The organism is Spirillospora sp. NPDC000708 (assembly GCF_040299565.1).
Lineage (GTDB): Bacteria > Actinomycetota > Actinomycetes > Streptosporangiales > Streptosporangiaceae > Spirillospora.
Genome location: NZ_JBEPCJ010000031.1, coordinates 1 through 15,825, shown reverse-complemented (window position 1 = coordinate 15,825; position 15,825 = coordinate 1). Strand labels below are relative to the sequence as shown.

14 protein-coding genes and 1 pseudogene are annotated in these 15,825 nt (G+C 68.4%); 3 read left to right on the top strand and 12 right to left on the bottom strand.

All coding sequences use genetic code 11. The annotated features are described in order from the left end of the window. Positions 1-235: 235 nt before the first annotated feature. A complete protein-coding gene (locus tag ABT299_RS22435; RefSeq protein ID WP_500251878.1) occupies positions 236-2,392 on the bottom strand; it encodes a WD40 repeat domain-containing serine/threonine protein kinase in 2,157 nt (718 codons plus the stop codon). A gap of 730 nt (positions 2,393-3,122) precedes the next feature. Between ABT299_RS22435 and ABT299_RS22430 the strand changes: the two genes are divergently transcribed. Then, a complete protein-coding gene (locus tag ABT299_RS22430; RefSeq protein WP_500251877.1) occupies positions 3,123-3,638 on the top strand; it encodes a hypothetical protein in 516 nt (171 codons plus the stop codon). 304 nt (positions 3,639-3,942) lie between these two features. On the opposite strand, the gene ABT299_RS22425 is transcribed toward ABT299_RS22430, so the two are convergent. The 9 genes and pseudogenes from ABT299_RS22425 to ABT299_RS22385 all read right to left on the bottom strand — a co-directional run bounded on the left by ABT299_RS22425 (position 3,943) and on the right by ABT299_RS22385 (position 10,399). After that, positions 3,943-4,329, bottom strand: a complete 387-nt coding sequence (locus ABT299_RS22425) for a hypothetical protein (protein WP_500251876.1) — start codon at positions 4,327-4,329, stop codon at positions 3,943-3,945. A gap of 103 nt (positions 4,330-4,432) precedes the next feature. Next, positions 4,433-4,576, bottom strand: a complete 144-nt coding sequence (locus ABT299_RS22420) for a hypothetical protein (protein ID WP_500251875.1) — start codon at positions 4,574-4,576, stop codon at positions 4,433-4,435. A 623-nt stretch (positions 4,577-5,199) separates the two neighbouring features. After that, the gene (locus tag ABT299_RS22415) at positions 5,200-5,598 is read right to left on the bottom strand and encodes an alpha/beta fold hydrolase (protein WP_500251874.1); all 399 of its coding nucleotides are present in this window, start codon (positions 5,596-5,598) and stop codon (positions 5,200-5,202) included. A gap of 374 nt (positions 5,599-5,972) precedes the next feature. Beyond that, entirely contained in the window at positions 5,973-6,719 is a 747-nt protein-coding gene (locus ABT299_RS22410) for an integrase core domain-containing protein (protein WP_500251873.1), read from the bottom strand. A gap of 441 nt (positions 6,720-7,160) precedes the next feature. Further along, a complete protein-coding gene (locus tag ABT299_RS22405; RefSeq protein ID WP_500251872.1) occupies positions 7,161-7,403 on the bottom strand; it encodes a hypothetical protein in 243 nt (80 codons plus the stop codon). Between the two features lie 213 nt (positions 7,404-7,616). Continuing rightward, positions 7,617-8,054 carry a hypothetical protein gene (locus ABT299_RS22400; protein ID WP_500251871.1) on the bottom strand — a complete coding sequence of 146 codons (438 nt, stop codon included), beginning with the start codon at positions 8,052-8,054 and terminating at the stop codon, positions 7,617-7,619. A 460-nt stretch (positions 8,055-8,514) separates the two neighbouring features. Continuing rightward, positions 8,515-8,682: a hypothetical protein gene (locus ABT299_RS22395; protein ID WP_500251937.1), complete on the bottom strand. Its 168-nt coding sequence runs from the start codon at positions 8,680-8,682 to the stop codon at positions 8,515-8,517. A gap of 41 nt (positions 8,683-8,723) precedes the next feature. Further along, positions 8,724-8,960: pseudogene (locus tag ABT299_RS22390) on the bottom strand (epoxide hydrolase N-terminal domain-containing protein); the annotation flags it as partial. Between the two features lie 989 nt (positions 8,961-9,949). Next, positions 9,950-10,399, bottom strand: a complete 450-nt coding sequence (locus ABT299_RS22385) for a hypothetical protein (RefSeq protein ID WP_500251870.1) — start codon at positions 10,397-10,399, stop codon at positions 9,950-9,952. A 458-nt stretch (positions 10,400-10,857) separates the two neighbouring features. Here ABT299_RS22385 and ABT299_RS22380 point away from each other — a divergent pair, with 458 nt between their 5' ends. Continuing rightward, a complete protein-coding gene (locus ABT299_RS22380; protein WP_387032469.1) occupies positions 10,858-12,219 on the top strand; it encodes a serine/threonine-protein kinase in 1,362 nt (453 codons plus the stop codon). A gap of 454 nt (positions 12,220-12,673) precedes the next feature. Here the strand turns inward: ABT299_RS22380 and ABT299_RS22375 are convergent, their stop codons facing one another. Beyond that, complete coding sequence (locus tag ABT299_RS22375; protein WP_500251869.1) at positions 12,674-13,312, bottom strand: MBL fold metallo-hydrolase; 639 nt, start codon at positions 13,310-13,312, stop codon at positions 12,674-12,676. Between the two features lie 1,097 nt (positions 13,313-14,409). On the opposite strand from ABT299_RS22375, the gene ABT299_RS22370 reads away from it, so the two are divergent. Then, the gene (locus tag ABT299_RS22370; protein WP_500251868.1) at positions 14,410-15,030 is read left to right on the top strand and encodes an integrase core domain-containing protein; all 621 of its coding nucleotides are present in this window, start codon (positions 14,410-14,412) and stop codon (positions 15,028-15,030) included. Here ABT299_RS22370 and ABT299_RS22365 read toward each other — a convergent pair. Then, positions 15,005-15,277: a DUF4158 domain-containing protein gene (locus tag ABT299_RS22365; RefSeq protein ID WP_500251867.1), complete on the bottom strand. Its 273-nt coding sequence runs from the start codon at positions 15,275-15,277 to the stop codon at positions 15,005-15,007. The genes ABT299_RS22370 and ABT299_RS22365 overlap by 26 nt on opposite strands. Positions 15,278-15,825: the final 548 nt, after the last annotated feature.

The following is a 15,825-nucleotide window of genomic DNA, read 5'->3' as shown; positions in this document are numbered from 1 at the left end:
CTCGCTCGCCGGGGACCTCGCTCATGTCGGTCGCGCGGCGCAGCAGCGGGTACCGCTCGGCAACCGGCACACCTCGCCGTGACGCCGCTCACGCAGGCCATGCACGCCATGGACAGCATGGACAGCATGGCGTCGTCGGTGACGGTGGCGCCGCTGATGGTTTTGTTCGCCTTGCTTTGGGTCCGGTGTGGTGTGGCGTCCCGGGCGGCCCACCCCGTTCGTCCCGATTCGCTCATCAGGCATGCCAATGTTCGACGTCCTTGCCCTTGGCCAGATTACGGACGACGATCTTGCCGCTGGACGTGCCGAACAGAACGGATCTGCCGTCCGGGCTGAGCGCCGCGGTGGTGACGAAGCCCGTATCGGACCCGGGCAACCCGGAGGCCGAGCGCTGAGGTGACGGGGTCAGCCTCCAGTCCTTGACGTCCCCTCCGCCCTGGGCGAGCAGGTGGGTGCCGTCCGGAGTGAACAGCAGCCGTTCGATGGCCTGGGAAGTGTCGAGGGTGCCGATCTGCCGCTGCAGGGCGACGTTCCAAAGGGTCACCGTCGGAGTGCCCTCCAGGGCGAGACTCCGGCCGTCGGGGCTGAAGGCCATGGTGAGGGGCGGGTCGCTGGTCATCGGTGGGGTCAGCGTGCCGATCTGGCTCCGTGCGGAGACGTCCCACAGCGTGACGCCCGGGCCTTCCATGCCGGTGCAGGCGAGCGTGGTGCCGTCGGGGCTCACCGTGGAGATCACACAACCCTCGTCTGGAACGATCTGATCTGTGCGCGGGTCCTTGCCGATGCGCCAGACGAGGTGGTCCCCGTGCTCGCCGAATGCCGTGAGCCTTCCGCCGCCGGAGTCGAAGGTCAGGCGGCTCGCGTCACTGAAATCGTTCGTCTTCGCGATCTGTTTGTGAGTCTCGAGGTTCCACACCGCCGTAGGCCCGTCCGACGGTGACATGGCGAGTTCTCGGCCGTCCGGACTGAGCGCCATGGCGACCGGATCCTCAGTGCTGTCGCCGCCGAGGTGAAGCGTCGAGATGCGCCGGTGGGTCCGCACGTCGTAGACCCGGATCTGCTTGTCGCCGAGGGCGATCGCGACCGTCCGGCCGTCCGGGCTGAAGGCCGCGCCGGTCGGGTGAGGGGGGTCCGAAGGGGCGGCGGACGGGGAATCCGTGGGGTCCGGGGTCCCCGGCGGATCCGTGATCAGGTAGCTGGGGAACGGGGCCGGAGAGCCGGTCGCGCTGCCGGCCGATGGGTCGGTGTCAACGTTGAGCAAGGCCGCGAGGCACCCCAAGCCCACCAGCACGCACACCAGGACCGGCACCAGCCGCCGAACCCGTTCCTGCCGAAGCGAGGCGGGCGGCTGCTTGATCGGCGGCGCCGGCCGCGTGGTCACGTACCTGGTCCTCGGCTGCGGCGCGGCGGACGCGGGCGCTGCGGCCGACCTGGGCGGTGGGGTGGACGCGGTGACGGCCGAGCCCGCATTGCCGGCGGGCGGGGAGGGCGCCTTTCCGGCACTGGCCGGCGACGCGGGCGCAGCCGGTGCAGCCGGTGCAGCCGGCGTCACCGGCGCGGGCGGCGGGGCGTTCTCCGGGGCGGCGTGGAGGATGCGGTCCAGGGCGGCGGCGACTTCGTCGGCGTCGGCCCGGCGCTCCGGGTCGCGGACGAGGAGCGAGGCCAGCACCGGGGTGAGCGGTCCCGCATTGCGCGGGGCGGGCGGGTCCTGGGTGAGCAGGGTCAGCAGGATCGACGCGTAGTCCGGGCCCTGGTAGGGCGGGCGGCCCTCGACCGCGTTGAAGAGTGTGGCGCCCAGCGACCACAGGTCTGCGGGCGGCCCGGCGGCCTCGTTTCGGGCCTGTTCGGGGGCGACGAACGCCGGGGTGCCGCTCATCTCGCCGGGCGCGCCGGGAGTCCGCTGCCCGCGCTGCCGGGCGATGCCGAAGTCGGTGATGACAACCCGGTCGCGGTCGGTGACGAAGACGTTGGCGGGTTTGAGGTCCCGGTGCACGATCCCGGCCGCGTGGGCCTCGCGGAGGGCGGCGAGCATCTCGGCGCCGATCTCCGCGGCCCGGCGCGGTGGCAGCCTGACCTCCTCGCGGAGGATCTCGGCGAGCGAGCGGCCCTTGAGCAGCTCCATCACGATCATCGGGGAGCCGTCGTGCTCGATGACGTCGAACACGGTGACGATGCCCGGATGGCTGAGCGCGGCCGTCGACCGCGCCTCGTTCATGGCGCGCTCCGCCAGTTCCGCGGGCTCGTCCTCGGCCGCGAGGAGGATCTCCTTCACCGCCACGTCGCGGTTCAGCAGCTCGTCCCGCGCCCACCAGACCCGGCCCATGGCCCCCTGCCCGATGACCGAGAGCAGCCGGTAGCGACCGTTGATCATTTCCCGCCCGGCGTCAGGCACGCCCCGTCACCCCGTCCACCAAGATCTACGACCCAGCGTGCCTTCGACGCCATGCCCATGGCAACAGTTCCCGGGCGGATCACGGTCGGCGGCGACATTTCCCCTGCGCCGTGGCGCCGTCATAGGGAGTTGACCGCGCGGGCCGGGACGGGCAGGCTGCGGGGGCCGCACCGCCAGCCGCGGCTATCCCCGCGCGATCAACAACCTGGCCATCCAATCCCTGTCGGCCACCTTCATCGCCGACAAGACCGTCGTCGACGAAACCGCCGCCCGCCCCGCCGTCAACGACGGTCATCGCGACAGAGCGACCACCACCGCGCCAACCTGCACACCACGGCGCCGCCACGACGCCCCTGGCGGGGCCTTCGCGCACAACCACGTCCTCACCAGCAATGACGCCGTCGCCCTCAACCTGAGTGATCGCTAACACCTCAACCAAGAGCCGGGATCCTCGAACAGGCACTAAGTGATCGTTTCCGGACGCCCTCTCTCCCCGCGCCCCATGAGGAGGCAAGCGCGGGGTCTTCGTTCGGGCGATCCTCGGGCGCAAGGCCGGTGAGGCCGGGTAGTTCGTTCGGGCGTGACAACTTCGTTGAGCGCGCCAGGGCCAGCGCCCCGTGACGCCACTGAGCTGCCCCGTGACACCACAGACCCCGCGCCCGACGGTGAAACTGCGGAGGCCGGCCCCCCGGAGAACGGCGGGGCGTTCCTCCTCCCCCAGATCGCCACCGTGAGGAGCGCCGTCGAAGACCTGAACGTGACCGCCGGAGTGTTCGACATGGCCGCCGGCGAACTACTCCGTTCCCTTGCCTGCGAAGACCGGGCCACCCCGCGAACCGAGCGCGATCAGTCGTACATGGACATCCTGCGAAAGGAGACCGGTGCATCCGACGACGCCATCCTGGCCGCACTGGCCGACATCGCCGCCGACCTGCTTGGGCTGGTAGACGACCGACTCAGGCAGCACCCCAACGACAGCGAAGTCGAACAAGAGGAACCCGCTGCCGAGCCTCCTGGACAGGACAGCGCTCTCGCCGGCCTCCCTTCGGACAGCGCCCGAATCCGCCACGCAGTGCAGGAGCTGGGGCTTGGACTGGACGCTCGTCCGGCGACCATAGCCCGCTGGCTGCAGGAACGAGGGGTGATCGTCTCCGGAGAGAACATCCGAAGCGTCATGAGACGTCTCCGGACCGCTGACGCGAAGAAGCGGGACGCGCACAGGGGACGGCGTTCCGGGGCCCGATAGGCCGCACTTGCTTCTCGGGCCTACCGGGCCCCGGAACGCCATCCCGCCGCCCACCGCGCAGGGCAGACCCTCTACCGACCCCTCTACCAGGGGCCTACCGAGGTAGGGGGTCACCTTGTGAAGCGTCGCGGCGAGCTCGCAGCGGCTGCCGCGACGAACCAGCGCGTCTATCTGTTCGTGGGCCCGACCGCCTGCAGGGCCGCTCCCCCTGCCGGTCAGTGAGTGAGGTCGTCGACGACCCTCGCAGCGAACACCTGGCGGGGCCCCACAGCGCCCTCCGCATCCCCGACACGACCTCACCCGGCTAACTCCCGGACGTCTTCGAGCTGCTCAGCGGGCGAGTGAGGTCCTGGCCGGCGGCGGGTGAGGAACCTAACCCGCCGAAGGGTCTGGGCTCACTCGGCGGCGGCTTCTCCCAAGGGCCCACCACGCCGTCAGCGCTGAGCTGCAGGCGCGGCACGTCGGCGTACGCGGCCGGCGGCTCCAACGGCAGGACCGAGCTGCCGCGCACCTCGGCCAGGACCCGGTGCGCCGCCGGCGGCTCACCGGCGACACGTGGATAGCCGACGATCCCGAGCCACTCGCGGGTCCGTTCCTGCCAGACCCACCCCAGCAGGTGGGCAGGCTGCATGTCCCGCCCGGTCCCCAGCTGGACCAGCGGCAGACACGAGACCACGTCCTCCCAGCGCACGGGTGGGAGGCTACTGCCTGCTCACATGTGGGCTGCCAAAAGGTGGCGCCTACACGTACCGCGCGTGACGGTACGTGTGGGCGCCTCCCGAAATTCCCGAACCCTAGGTGGACTCCTGGCTGGGGTCGAGCGCGGCGGCCTCGACTTCGTCCAGCAACGCGCGCAGCTCGGCGACCACGGCGCGGGCCTCGCCGGGTGTGGCCTTGGCGGCGACCTGGAATGCGGGCCGGGTGACCGCGCGCCGCACGAGGGCGCGGAGCCGCTCGGCCTCGGCGGTCCACTCCGCAGCCGGGTCGGCGGGCTCGGTGGCGAGGATGCTGGCGAAGGTGGACGAGCTAATTAACTATTACGTCGTAGGTTGTGGCTGACTGTCGATGCTCCTGGCTTGTTCGGGGCTGCTTGTGCGTGAAGCCAGTCCAGTGCTGCCGGGGCGGAGTTCAGGACGGAGATGTGTCCGTCATCTGCAGACAGTCGTAGGTGTGCTGTGGGGCAGTTGCGGGCGAGCCATCGGCCATGGGTGCAAGGGGCATTCCGGTCTTGTTCCCCGTGCAGTATCAGGACCGGTGCGGTGATGTCGGCCGGGGCGAAGCCCCAGGGCGCGACGTAGGCCAGGTCGTCATCGATGAGCCCGTCGAGGCCGTTCTCGAGGGCCCGGTCGACGATGTCGCCGAACCAGGACCACGGGCCGGTGAGTGCTGCGTGGTCTGCCGGAGTGAACATGTCCGGGTCGTACTCGGCGTTGGTCTGGTAATGCTTGTTTGGCCGCGCGGCCGGAGACGGCTGCCCGTAGGGAGGTTGCGGTGGAGGTCGTCATGCCGGAGAACCAGTCGAGTCCATCGGCGTCGAACGGGGCCAGGGCGGCGATGCTGATCACGGCGGTGACCCGGTCGGGCAGCAGTGCTCCGCAGGCCAGAGAGTGTGGACCGCGCCGGAGTGCCCCATGACCGCGAACCGCGCAATGCCGAGCGCGTCGGCGACGGCGATGACATGGACGGCAGCGGACGCTACGTCCCGGTCCGGGGCCGGCGCGGAGCCGCCGTAACCAGGCCGGTCGTAGCCGACCCAGCGGATACGGTGCCGGTCCGCGGTGGAGAACAGGGGTTGCGGAGGCGCGCCGATGTTCGGTGTGCCGTGGCGCCAGAACACTGTGAGGGGATCGGCGGCGTCTTCGGAACCGGTGTCGTAGACGCGCAGACGGCGACCATCAGCCACGTCGATGTCGAATTCGGCGACTCCCACAGACGAGACCATATCGATCACAACCGACATGCCATGGTCTCTCGTTCACGCCGTACATGGCCCCGACCTCCGCCGAGGGCGTGCGGTCTCAGACGATCGACCGCTCGACGTCGGCCCATCAACCCGTTGTCGTGGTGCACGCCGACCTCCTCAACCCGGAACCTGTGTGGTTCCGCCCACAGAGATCATCCAGATACCCGCCGAGCGCGGCGCCCGGCTCGTCTTTCTCTGCCCGAGCGCAGGGGACACGCCCTGCAGCGGCGCGAACTCCACCCACCCCGTTCGGCGTCGGCTTCACCGCTCTAGGATTCCAATCGTCCATCGCCCCCATGTACGCGATAACAAGCTATTCCCGCGTACATGCACGCTGAGCCTGTCCCTGCCGAAAACCTCGTCCGTCCAGGTCAAGCGGCATGTTCGTACTCGTTGAGGATCCCGCCCAGACGTTGCCTTCTTCGGATGTCCAGGTGGGCGATCTCGTCGGGTTCGGTGATCGGCGCAGGCAGCGGCTTCAACGGGCGGGCGTTGGCGATGCCTTGATGAGGCCGATGCTGGTTGAAGAAGGTCTCGAACTCGCGGAGGGCGTCGAGCAGGTGCCGCTGGTTCCAGATCAGCGTGCGATCCAGGAGCTCGCGGCGGCAGGTCTGCACCCACCGCTCCATCACCGCGTTCATCCTCGGTATCCGCACCCCGGTCAGCACCGTCTGGATACCGGCATCGGCCAGGACCACGTCGAACAGGTCGGGGAACTTGCCGTCCCGGTCGCGGATCAAGAACCGTGCCCGGCAGCCGGCATCCTCAAGGTCCATGACCAGGTTCCGCGCCGCCTGGGTCACCCACGCAGCGGTCGGATGAGCGGTGGCACCCAGAACCCGGATGCGGCGGGTGTGGTGCTCGATGACCGCCAACACATGCATGTGGGCGCCGGTGAGGGTCACGGTCTCCAGAAGATCGCACGCCAGCAGCGCCTCGGCCTGCGACCGCAGGAACCCGGCCCAGGTGGTGGCGGAACGCTCGGGCGCCGGATCGATACCGGCGTCCTTGAGGATCTCCCAGACCGTGGAGGCCGCGACCTGGACGCCGAGCACCAGCAACTCACCGTGCACCCGCCCATAGCCCCAGCCCGGGTTCTCCCGCACCAAACGCAGCACCAGCAGCCGGATGGAGCGAACGGTCGGTGGCCGGCCCGGCCGCTTGGGTTCGAGCGGGCAGCGTGCCTACCGGTGACCTGGTCGCGGTGCCAGCGCAGCACCGTCTCCGGCCGCATCAGTAGCCGCATCTGCCGCAGCGCGCCAGAAGGTAACCGGTGCAGCAGCGCCGCGAGCAGCGCCCGGTCCACCGCAGTGAACCGCACTCGCTTTCCGATGAGCTGGCGCTCCAGCACGGCAATCTGATGCCGCAGCACCAAGATTTCAGCATCCTTCTCCCGATCGGTCATCGGGAAAAGGTGCAGCACCGCGAACGTGTTCGCCACGGTCAGATAGGCCAGTCGCAAGAGCACAACCGTTCATCATCCCACGCCGAACGCCGTTCCGTTGTCTGCTCTGCAACTGACCGAGCCCCACGTCGGAGCCCGTCACCTCCTATGCCCCTCACCTACACGGACGCGGTTTTCGGCAGGCACACATGCGGTGCGTCACCTCGTCCAGCGTCGCGGGCGGCTCGGCGGGGATCTGTCCGGTGGCGTTGGCGATGCGGGTGAGCTGGTTGAGGTTGCGGCCGACCGCGTCCAGCGAGGCCCGCACCGTCTCGATCTCCCATCCCAGCGTGCGCCGGTCGACGGCCGGCACCTGCCGCTGACCGTCCATGACGGCCAGCGTCGTGGTGATCAGCACCTGCGGGACGGTCAGGCCCGCGGCGGCCGCCGTCCTTCCGCAACCGCTGTGTCTCGTGATCATTCCCGTGCCGGATCGATCTAGACTTGTTCGAGGACAAGCGGAACTATCGACGGTGAGCGCCACCTCAGTTGCGTCCGGCGTTACGCATTGCCAGAGGGGACCCTCACCCGGCAATAACCAGGTGGGGTCACGCTGAATTTTAAGGACGACTCAAGCGGTTACCAGGCAGTTGCCAGAAGACGCGACGAGGTCACCGTTCTTCATTTGCACATACATATCGTAGTGGTTTCCTTCGGTCAGGTCCCCGGTCGCCCACGGACTATAGTAGGGAGCATTGTGCCCCACAGTGGTGGCAGTGCGGCCGGTACTCAGATTTGCCACCACGCCCCAGCCATCGGCGAGGCCGTCGTACGCTCTGAGCGCGTCACCTGGCCAGCTACCGGACGGATCACCGTTCCACATAGCATAGCCGGCGTATTTGCCGCCGTTGTAGACTCGGATAATTTTGGCCTTGGTGGCAGAGTTGTACACTTCGCACGAGTACGTGAAAGTGGCGGCGTTCGCCGCGGTCGCGCTGGCCACAATGGTCCCGGTGGCGAATAGCGTGGTAGCCGCGAACAGCGCACCTAGACGAGGTTTGATCTCCATCTTACCCTTTCAGAAGGTCCTGCGATTGGCATAGTGTCGCCGCAACCGGATCGAGGAGGATTCCCCGAGCCTCATTGAGCCGGGGCTTCCGCAGTCAACGCCCCGGCGACCGCGACCTGGTGCTGCGCGGCGCACCAGTCCCTTCAAGGACTGTCCAGGTCGTGGTCCAAGGCGCCACCTTCGGCCAACCGCCAAAACCCCGGCCCGATCCTCCCGGCCTCCACGGTCCACCAGGACCAGACGCCAGCAACGCCACGGCAGCCGAGCCATCGTGGCCCTCGGCGGGGTGCGGGTCGAGGTTGATCAAGTCCATGGATCCTCTTCTCTGGGTGCTGTGTGGATGCTTCCCCTCCCCCGGGGTTTCGGGGGTTTCCGGTGTAGAGGGGGGAGGGGCCGGGTGGCCCGGGCGGGTGTCTTGCCTGGCGAGGTGGGCGGGCTACTCGCCCGAGCCACCCCCTTGTCAGGTGTTGATGGCGGCGTGGATGTCCTCCAGCCAGCAGCCGCGGCGCCGCTCGCCGCCCCGGACGAACTTGGCGTCGCGGGGCCGTACGCCGTGTTCGCGGAGCGCCTCGGCGAGTGCGGTGGGCCCGCCGTAGCCGAGCGCCTCGGCGAGGGTCTCGGAGTGCATCCGGGTGTCGCCGGCGTCCTCGATTCCGGCACGCCCTCGACGTCCACGCGGTAGTGCCCGTAGGCGCTGACGGCGGCCTCGGCCTTGCGCCAGTCGTACCCGTCCCGCCAATGCTCGACGAGCCCCTGGAGGTAGGAGCGCTTCACGCCGTAGTAGCCGTCGTCGTCGTTGCCGGCCTCGTCCGGCCAGCGCGTCAGCGCCAGCCGCTGCCGCAGGTCGTCGAGCACGCCGTCGGGCACGTGGATCGGTTCCGGTTCCAGCGGGAACGGGCTGGTCATCGTCGCGCCCTCGATGGGCCCGATGCCGCGTGCACAAGAGGCCTCAGCAGGCGAAAGAATGACTGGCTTCTCCCCATAGTGTGCATATTAGCCTCGCCACTGGCGCCCCTCTTGCCAAAGAATGCACCGACCTTGTCGATGCATCGCCAAATCGCACCGGCCGAGCCCTAAAAAGCAGTCGATCACTACCTGAAGCACACCTCACCGGCCTGTGTCCTCAAAGCACGAGAAGGAGACGGATCGTCAAGAAGAGAGCACTCATCAACAAGGACATCCCAAATAGGACGAGCTATCATAACCGCCTTCCCTCAACTGTTCCGGTGCAGAGGAGAACATTTCGGTGGCGTCTCGGACTCATCGCGGGCCGCCCCTGTCCCTGCCGAAAACCTCATCCATGCAGGTCAAGCGGCATGTTCGTACTCGTTGAGGATCCCGCCCAGCCGTTGTCTTCTTCGGATGTTCAGGTGGGCGGTCTGGTCTGGTTCGGTGATCGGTGGAGGCAGCGGCTTCAATGGGCGTGCGTTGGCGATGCCCTGGTGAGGCCGATGCTGGTTGTAGAAGGCCTCGAACTCGCGGAGGGCGTGGAGCAAGTGCCGCTGGTTCCAGATCAGCGTTGCGGTCGAGGAACCCTCGGCGGGAGGTCTGCACCCACCGTTCCATCACCGCGTTCATCCTGGGCATCCGAGCCCCGGTCAGCACCGTCTGGATGCCGGCATCGGCCAGGATCGCGTCGAACAGATCGGGGAACTTGCCGTCCCGGTCGCGGATCAAGAACCGTGCCCGGCAACCGGCGTCCTCCAAGTCCATGACCAGGTTCCGCGCTGCTTGCGTCACCCACGCTGCGGTCGGATGAGCGGTGGCTCCCAGGATTCGGACGCGGCGGGTGTGGTGCTGGATGACCGCCAGCACGTACATGCGGGCGCCGGTGAGGGTCACGGTCTCCAGGAAGTCACACGCCAGCATTCGGCTTGGGAGCGCAGGAAGCCGGCCTAGGTCGTGGCGGAACGCTTAGGTGCCGGATCAACGCCGGCATCCTTGAGAATCTCCCAGACGGTAGAGGCGGCTACCTTGACGCCGAGCACCAGCAACTCGCCTGCACCCGCCGGTAGCCCCAAACCGGGTTCTCCCGCACCAGGCGAAGTACCAGCAACCGGATGGAACGGACGGTCGGTGGACGGCCCGGACGCTTGAGTTTCGAGCGGGCGGCATGCCGGCCCGCAATCAGGTCGCGGTGCCAGCGCAAGACCTTGTCCGGCAGCACCGACAACCGCATCCGCCGCAGTGAACCGCGCCCTCTTCCCGGCCAGCTGGCGCTCCAGCACGGCGATCTGATGCCGCAACACCAAGATCTCTGCGTCCTTGTCCCGATCGGTCATCGGGAGAAGGCGGAGGGCCGCGAAGGTATTAGCCACGGTCAAGTAGGCCAGTCGCAACAGCACAGCCGCACATCATCTCGCGACGACCGCCTCGCCACACTCCGTCGCTGCGAACCGATCAAGCCCCGCACCAGAACCCACGCCCTGCAGGCCTCACCTGCACGGACGTAATTTTCGGCAGGCACAGCCTTGGCGGCGTCCGCCAGCAGGAAGACCGAGTCGATGACGGCGCGCAGCCCTCCCGCCTCCGCCAGTACGGCGACCTGCTTCATGGACGCTCGGTCGGCCTCGACGAGCATCCCCGCCGCACGTACTCCGTACCGCTCGACGTCCAGGTCTCTGACGCCGCCCGGCGGCCCTCGCTATCCGGACCACCGCCAGCGAACACCATCACCATGGCCTCCACCGGAACCCCGCGCGAGCGTCCAGAACGCCACGATGCATACACTTTCGGCCACTGGGCGGTCGACACCGCCAGACGCAGTTGTCTGTGTGAGCGAGGCGCGGCTAAGGTCGGCCCCGTGAACGATCTCGGCCGGCTCCTCGCCTACCGGTACCGGTTGACGGGTCTGCTGGGACGGGGCGGCATGGGAGCCGTCTGGCGCGCCCATGACGGGCAGCTGGGCCGAGACGTCGCCGTCAAGGAACTCCGGCTCCCCGAGCATCTCAGCGCCGACCAGCGGCGGACCTGGATCGCGCGGCTGGACCGGGAGGCGCGCGCGGCCGCGCGGTTGAAGCACCCGGGCATCGTCACCGTCCATGATCTGGTGACCGGTGACGACGGACGCCCCTGGATCGTCCTGGAACTGGTGCACGGCGGGTCCTTGGACGACCTCCTCAAAGCCCGGGGGCCGCTCCCGCCCCAACAGGCCGCGAGGATCGGCCTGCAGATGCTCAACGCCCTTCAGGCGGCGCACCGGGCGGGCATCGCCCACCGCGACATCAAGCCGGCCAACGTCCTCCTGGAAGGCGACCGGGTCGTCCTGACCGACTTCGGCATCGCCGCCATCGACGGCGACGCCGCCCTGACCCGCTCCGGCGAGGTCATCGGGACCCCTGCCTTCATGTCGCCCGAGCAGGTACGCGGGCGTCCGGCCGGCGCCGAGACCGATCTCTGGTCGCTGGGCGCGACCCTTTACACCGCCGTGGAGGGCCGTCCCCCGTTCACAGGCACGAGCACCGGCGCGGTCTTCGTCGCCGTCGCGACCGAAGATCCCGCACCCGCCGCTCACGCGGGCCCCCTTGAGCCGGTCATCAGCGGTCTTCTCCGCAAGGACCCGGCCCAGCGGCTGACCGTCGACCGGCTCCAGGTGATGCTGGCCCAGCTCGCTTCCGGTCAGCCCGCACCCGCCGAACCGCCCCAGCGAACACCTGTCCAAGGGCCACCACAGGGGGTCCCTCAGGCCCCGATGCCCGGGGCGCCGGCGAGGCGGCGCGCGAAACTCCTGTGGCCCGTGCTGATCGGCGCGGCACTGACGGCCGTCGCGGCCGCGGCGGTGCTCGCGTTCGTCATCCGTGGCGGCGCGGACTCCACCTACGAGAACAACTTGAGCATCGCCGAGAAGCTCGGGGCACCCAGCGGCTACACCCGTACATCGGAGGAGAACGTCGGCGGTGGCAGGGCACAGGTCACCCTCACCGCCGCCCGCGCGTGCGGCGCAGCGTGCTCCGGCCCCGCCACGCCCACCGATCGAGCGACGTTCCAAGCCGTCCAGCAGTGGCTGCAGACCAAGCCCGGCGTCGCGGCCGTGAGCCCGTGCACGCTGGCCCCGGACGGCAGGAGCTGCACCATCGGGGTCCGCCCCGTCCACGTGCCGGGTGTCATCGAGGCAGAGGTCGTCCTCGACGACGGCAAGACGCTCCTGCGAATCGAGGTCGCCTGAGCCGCCTAGCCCGGACGGGCGCCAAGGCTCAGGCGGCGCGGCTGAAGCGAGAAAACAGGGTGGCGTTCGCCGCCGCGCTGGGCCGTCTATACTCCCGGACAACCTACTGGCGAACGCTTTACCGCTGCTCTGGCTCCGCAGTTGCGGAATCGGCCGACGCGCGCCGGCGGAGCCGGTCACGGCGCCGACGGGGCAGCAGGACCGGCTGTACCTGCAGGCCGCGCCGCTGGGAGTTTGTCTCCGGGGCATCGAGCCGCAAGGGCGGCCGGCCCGGGCAGGAGGCGGGGAGCGGGGTAGAAGTCGCGTGCCGGGAACGAGCAGGTGATGGCGTATCAGATCACGGACTTCAGGTTCATTCAGCACGCGGACGTGGCCGGACGGCTTCACTGACTACACCGTGCAGGCAGGCACTCGACCCGGCTGACGAGCGGACTCAGCCACTCCCCGCGACGCGTTAGGCGATCCGCAGAAACTCGGCGACGACCGCGCCGGCGTCATTGACGACGTCGACAAGGTGGTGTCGTACCTTGCCGTCGGCGAGCGCGAGGCGCACGCCCCCGCCGAGGGCAGCACGCGGGTGGTCAGGCCGCGCCGGTCCAGTTCGCGCTGGAGCTGGACGGCCTGAGCGATGCGGTACCGGGTGCGGCGTGGGCGGCGTCGTAGTGGTGGATGAGGACGTGCCCGGGCGCAGCGCGGCGGCGATCGCCGGGACGTCGCGGGTCTCCAGGTGGCACGCCGCGGCCCGCTCGGGCGAGGGGCGCAGGTTAGTGGCGTCCGCGTGCGCGATCATTAGCGCCGGCTCGGGCGCGAGCACGGTGACGTCGTCGAGTAGGCCGGAGCCAAGATGGGTGTCGGAGGTGTACCAGATCGTGCCGCCCGGGGTCTGGTAAGCCAGGCCGATCGCCGAGCGAGTGCGGCCTGTCTCCTCGGTGTGCAGCGCCGGGGTGGCGTGGATCGTCAGGTCGCCGACCTTGACCGAGGGTTCGCCGTCCCCTTCGGTCCGGGTATGGGCGAGCGTGACCATGCCGGCCATGCCGCCGGCATGGTAGGGCGAGAATGCGCGGAACCGGTCGGCCGCGGTCGGGTTGGCCACCAGCAGCTTGCGCCCGTGGCGTCACCGGCCATGCCCTCCAGGTAGGGGATCAGGTCGCTGTAGTGGTCGGGGGGTGAGTGACGCAGATGGCGGTCCCCGGGTCGGGGCTGCGCGCCGACGGGGGGCGGCTGCGCGGGCCACACGCTGCGGCGTGCATGGCTAGATCGGCGGCGTCCGCCGCGGCCCTCCTCGACCAGGCACGGCACACATGCTGGTGTTTCACCAGCGCCGCCGTCATCACCGGAAAGAACTGAACAATAATTGCCGTACTCACCAGGAAGACTGCAGCTATCGGAATTGACTTCAGCCACGCCGACACCCATTGGAGCTACAGTGGGTCCAGCCGGTTCCGCGAAGCACTTGCCGACATCAGGGCATCAACCTCCACGACATGGCGGCATTTCGAAGCGAAAAGGATCGGAGGCCAGATCAGGTTCCAGGGCCTCCACGGCGAGCCCGACTTTCGCTACGGTGCTTCCTGGAGTGGCTCGTCTGCCGTCAAGGTGCCCTCCCGCGGGCGAAGGCATGCACGCCCACTGCGGGGAGGCACTGTCGGTGGTGTTCATGGCCCCGGTGGGCCCTGTCATGGATGGCCCTCAACGCATGGTCAGTGCATCACTAGCTGCTCGGGAGCAAGCCTTGCGCAGATCGAATCTACCGCCGGATGAGCGAGCCGCCATCGGCAATCGACTCACGCGACTTTGCTGGCGCCTGATCATCGGAGCGCTCGCCCTCATTCCCCCATTGATAGGGTTGATCTACCTCAGCGACAGGACGCACTCAGCATTCCTGCTTTGGCTTGGCCGAGGCGTCTGCCTTTGCGTCTTACTGCTTCTGGCACTGAGTTTCGTCGCGGTCTGGGTCGGAGCATACGTTACGTATGACCCCGATGAATAACCCGGGTGATCCGCCTCATGGTTCCTGGGCGATGCCGCTACTGGTCGCGTTGGCGCTGGCAGAACGCCGCCACGGCAACCCGGACCGGCGAACCCGGGCGCTGGTGTGGGCTGCGGGCGTACTACCGGCGGGCGACATGCCGCTGTGGACACAGGCCAATTCCGAAACCCGCGCCGGGGATCTCGACGGTCGTGGTGAACATGCAGGTGCTGCTGGTACCGCTGCTGGCGCTGGTGGTCGACCGTGAGTCGCCGGGACGCCGGTTCGCCCTGGCGCTGCCGCTTCTGCTCGCCGGCCTCGTCCTGACCGCCGGGACGGTTCGGCGGGGAGATGGGCATCGATCCGCTCACCTGTGTACTGCACGCGGCCTTGGCCGCGGGCTGCTACTCGGGGTTCCTCTTCCTACTCCGGCGAACCGGCGAAGGCGGGCTGACCCGGCAGACCTACCTGCGCGTGATCGTCGCGGCCGCCGTCACGTCCCTGAGTTGTTCGACGCCGTCCTGGCCGACGCGGGCATCAAGATGGTGCTCACCGGGGCGCTAATGCCACGGATGAACTCGATCATGGAACATTGGGTGCAGACCTGCCGCCGCGAACTGCTGGACCGGACCCTGATCTGGAACCAGCGCCACCTGCTCCACACGCTGCGCGAGTTCGAAACCTTCTACAACGAGCACCGGCCGCACCGGAGCATTGCCAACGCCCGCCCGTGCACTCCGCTGCCCTCACCGATCACCGACCCCCACCAGATCGCCGATCTGAACGTACAAAGGCACCAACGTCTCGGTGGAATCCTCAACCAGTACCGGCATGCCGCATGACCTGCATGGATGGGTTTTCGGCATGAGCAACGTCCGACAGATCCTCGATCACGAAGGTGCCCAGCATCCGCACCGCGCCCCACTGCGCCGCCCACCCCAACCGATTCGCCAGCGCCCGCTTCGATCGAGCGTGCGTCAACGCACGCTCATCCAGCCGGAAGGACATCTCCAGCTCACCCGTCGGCGGCTCCACTGCACACCGCCCGTACCTGGCCACCTGCTGATCAAATAGGGAATCCGCTGGCATACCCGGCGACGTAGAAACCGCGACCAGCCCAAACGAGCCAAGTGATCAAACCGAAGCGAAGATTCAGTCGTTGTCGCTCCTGGCCGGACGAGCTGCACGCCAGCACGACCGATCGACATGGCCGACACGTTGTAGGGTGAACCAACACACAACGGAAGACGGCGGTACACCTTGCCCTTGGATAAGGCGTCAGCCTCGCCGGATCTGGCCAGGGCGTAGCCGATCAACGTGTTGGTCCGTCGCCCGGTACTTGCGGTTCGGGTGAACGCGCTGACTCTTTGCTGGTGGTGGGCGCCAAGCCCGCTACTGGACCTCACCCGGGGATGAATGGAATCCCCTGGCTCGCCACGGAGGCTGGACCAGCGATGACCGAGGGCAGCGAACCACGTACCCACCCGCCCGCCACATCGCAGGTGGAGACCGTCGGGTCGCGGACGGTCGGCAAACCGGCGGCTAGGCCGTGTTTCGAAGTGGGGTGAGTGTCGGCGTGTTGTGAGCCGGACGCAGTGAGGTCTCCGGTAGATGGTTCATCGACCAAGAAGAACCTG

Coding starts and splice junctions, on each gene's coding strand:
- ABT299_RS22415 (WP_500251874.1), bottom strand. CDS start 5,598: ATGTCGGTTGTGATCGATATGGTCTCGTCTGTGGGAGTCGCCGAATTC.
- ABT299_RS22400 (WP_500251871.1), bottom strand. CDS start 8,054: ATGGAGATCAAACCTCGTCTAGGTGCGCTGTTCGCGGCTACCACGCTA.
- ABT299_RS22395 (WP_500251937.1), bottom strand. CDS start 8,682: ATGCACTCCGAGACCCTCGCCGAGGCGCTCGGCTACGGCGGGCCCACC.
- ABT299_RS22370 (WP_500251868.1), top strand. CDS start 14,410: ATGCAGGTGCTGCTGGTACCGCTGCTGGCGCTGGTGGTCGACCGTGAG.
- ABT299_RS22365 (WP_500251867.1), bottom strand. CDS start 15,277: ATGCCAGCGGATTCCCTATTTGATCAGCAGGTGGCCAGGTACGGGCGG.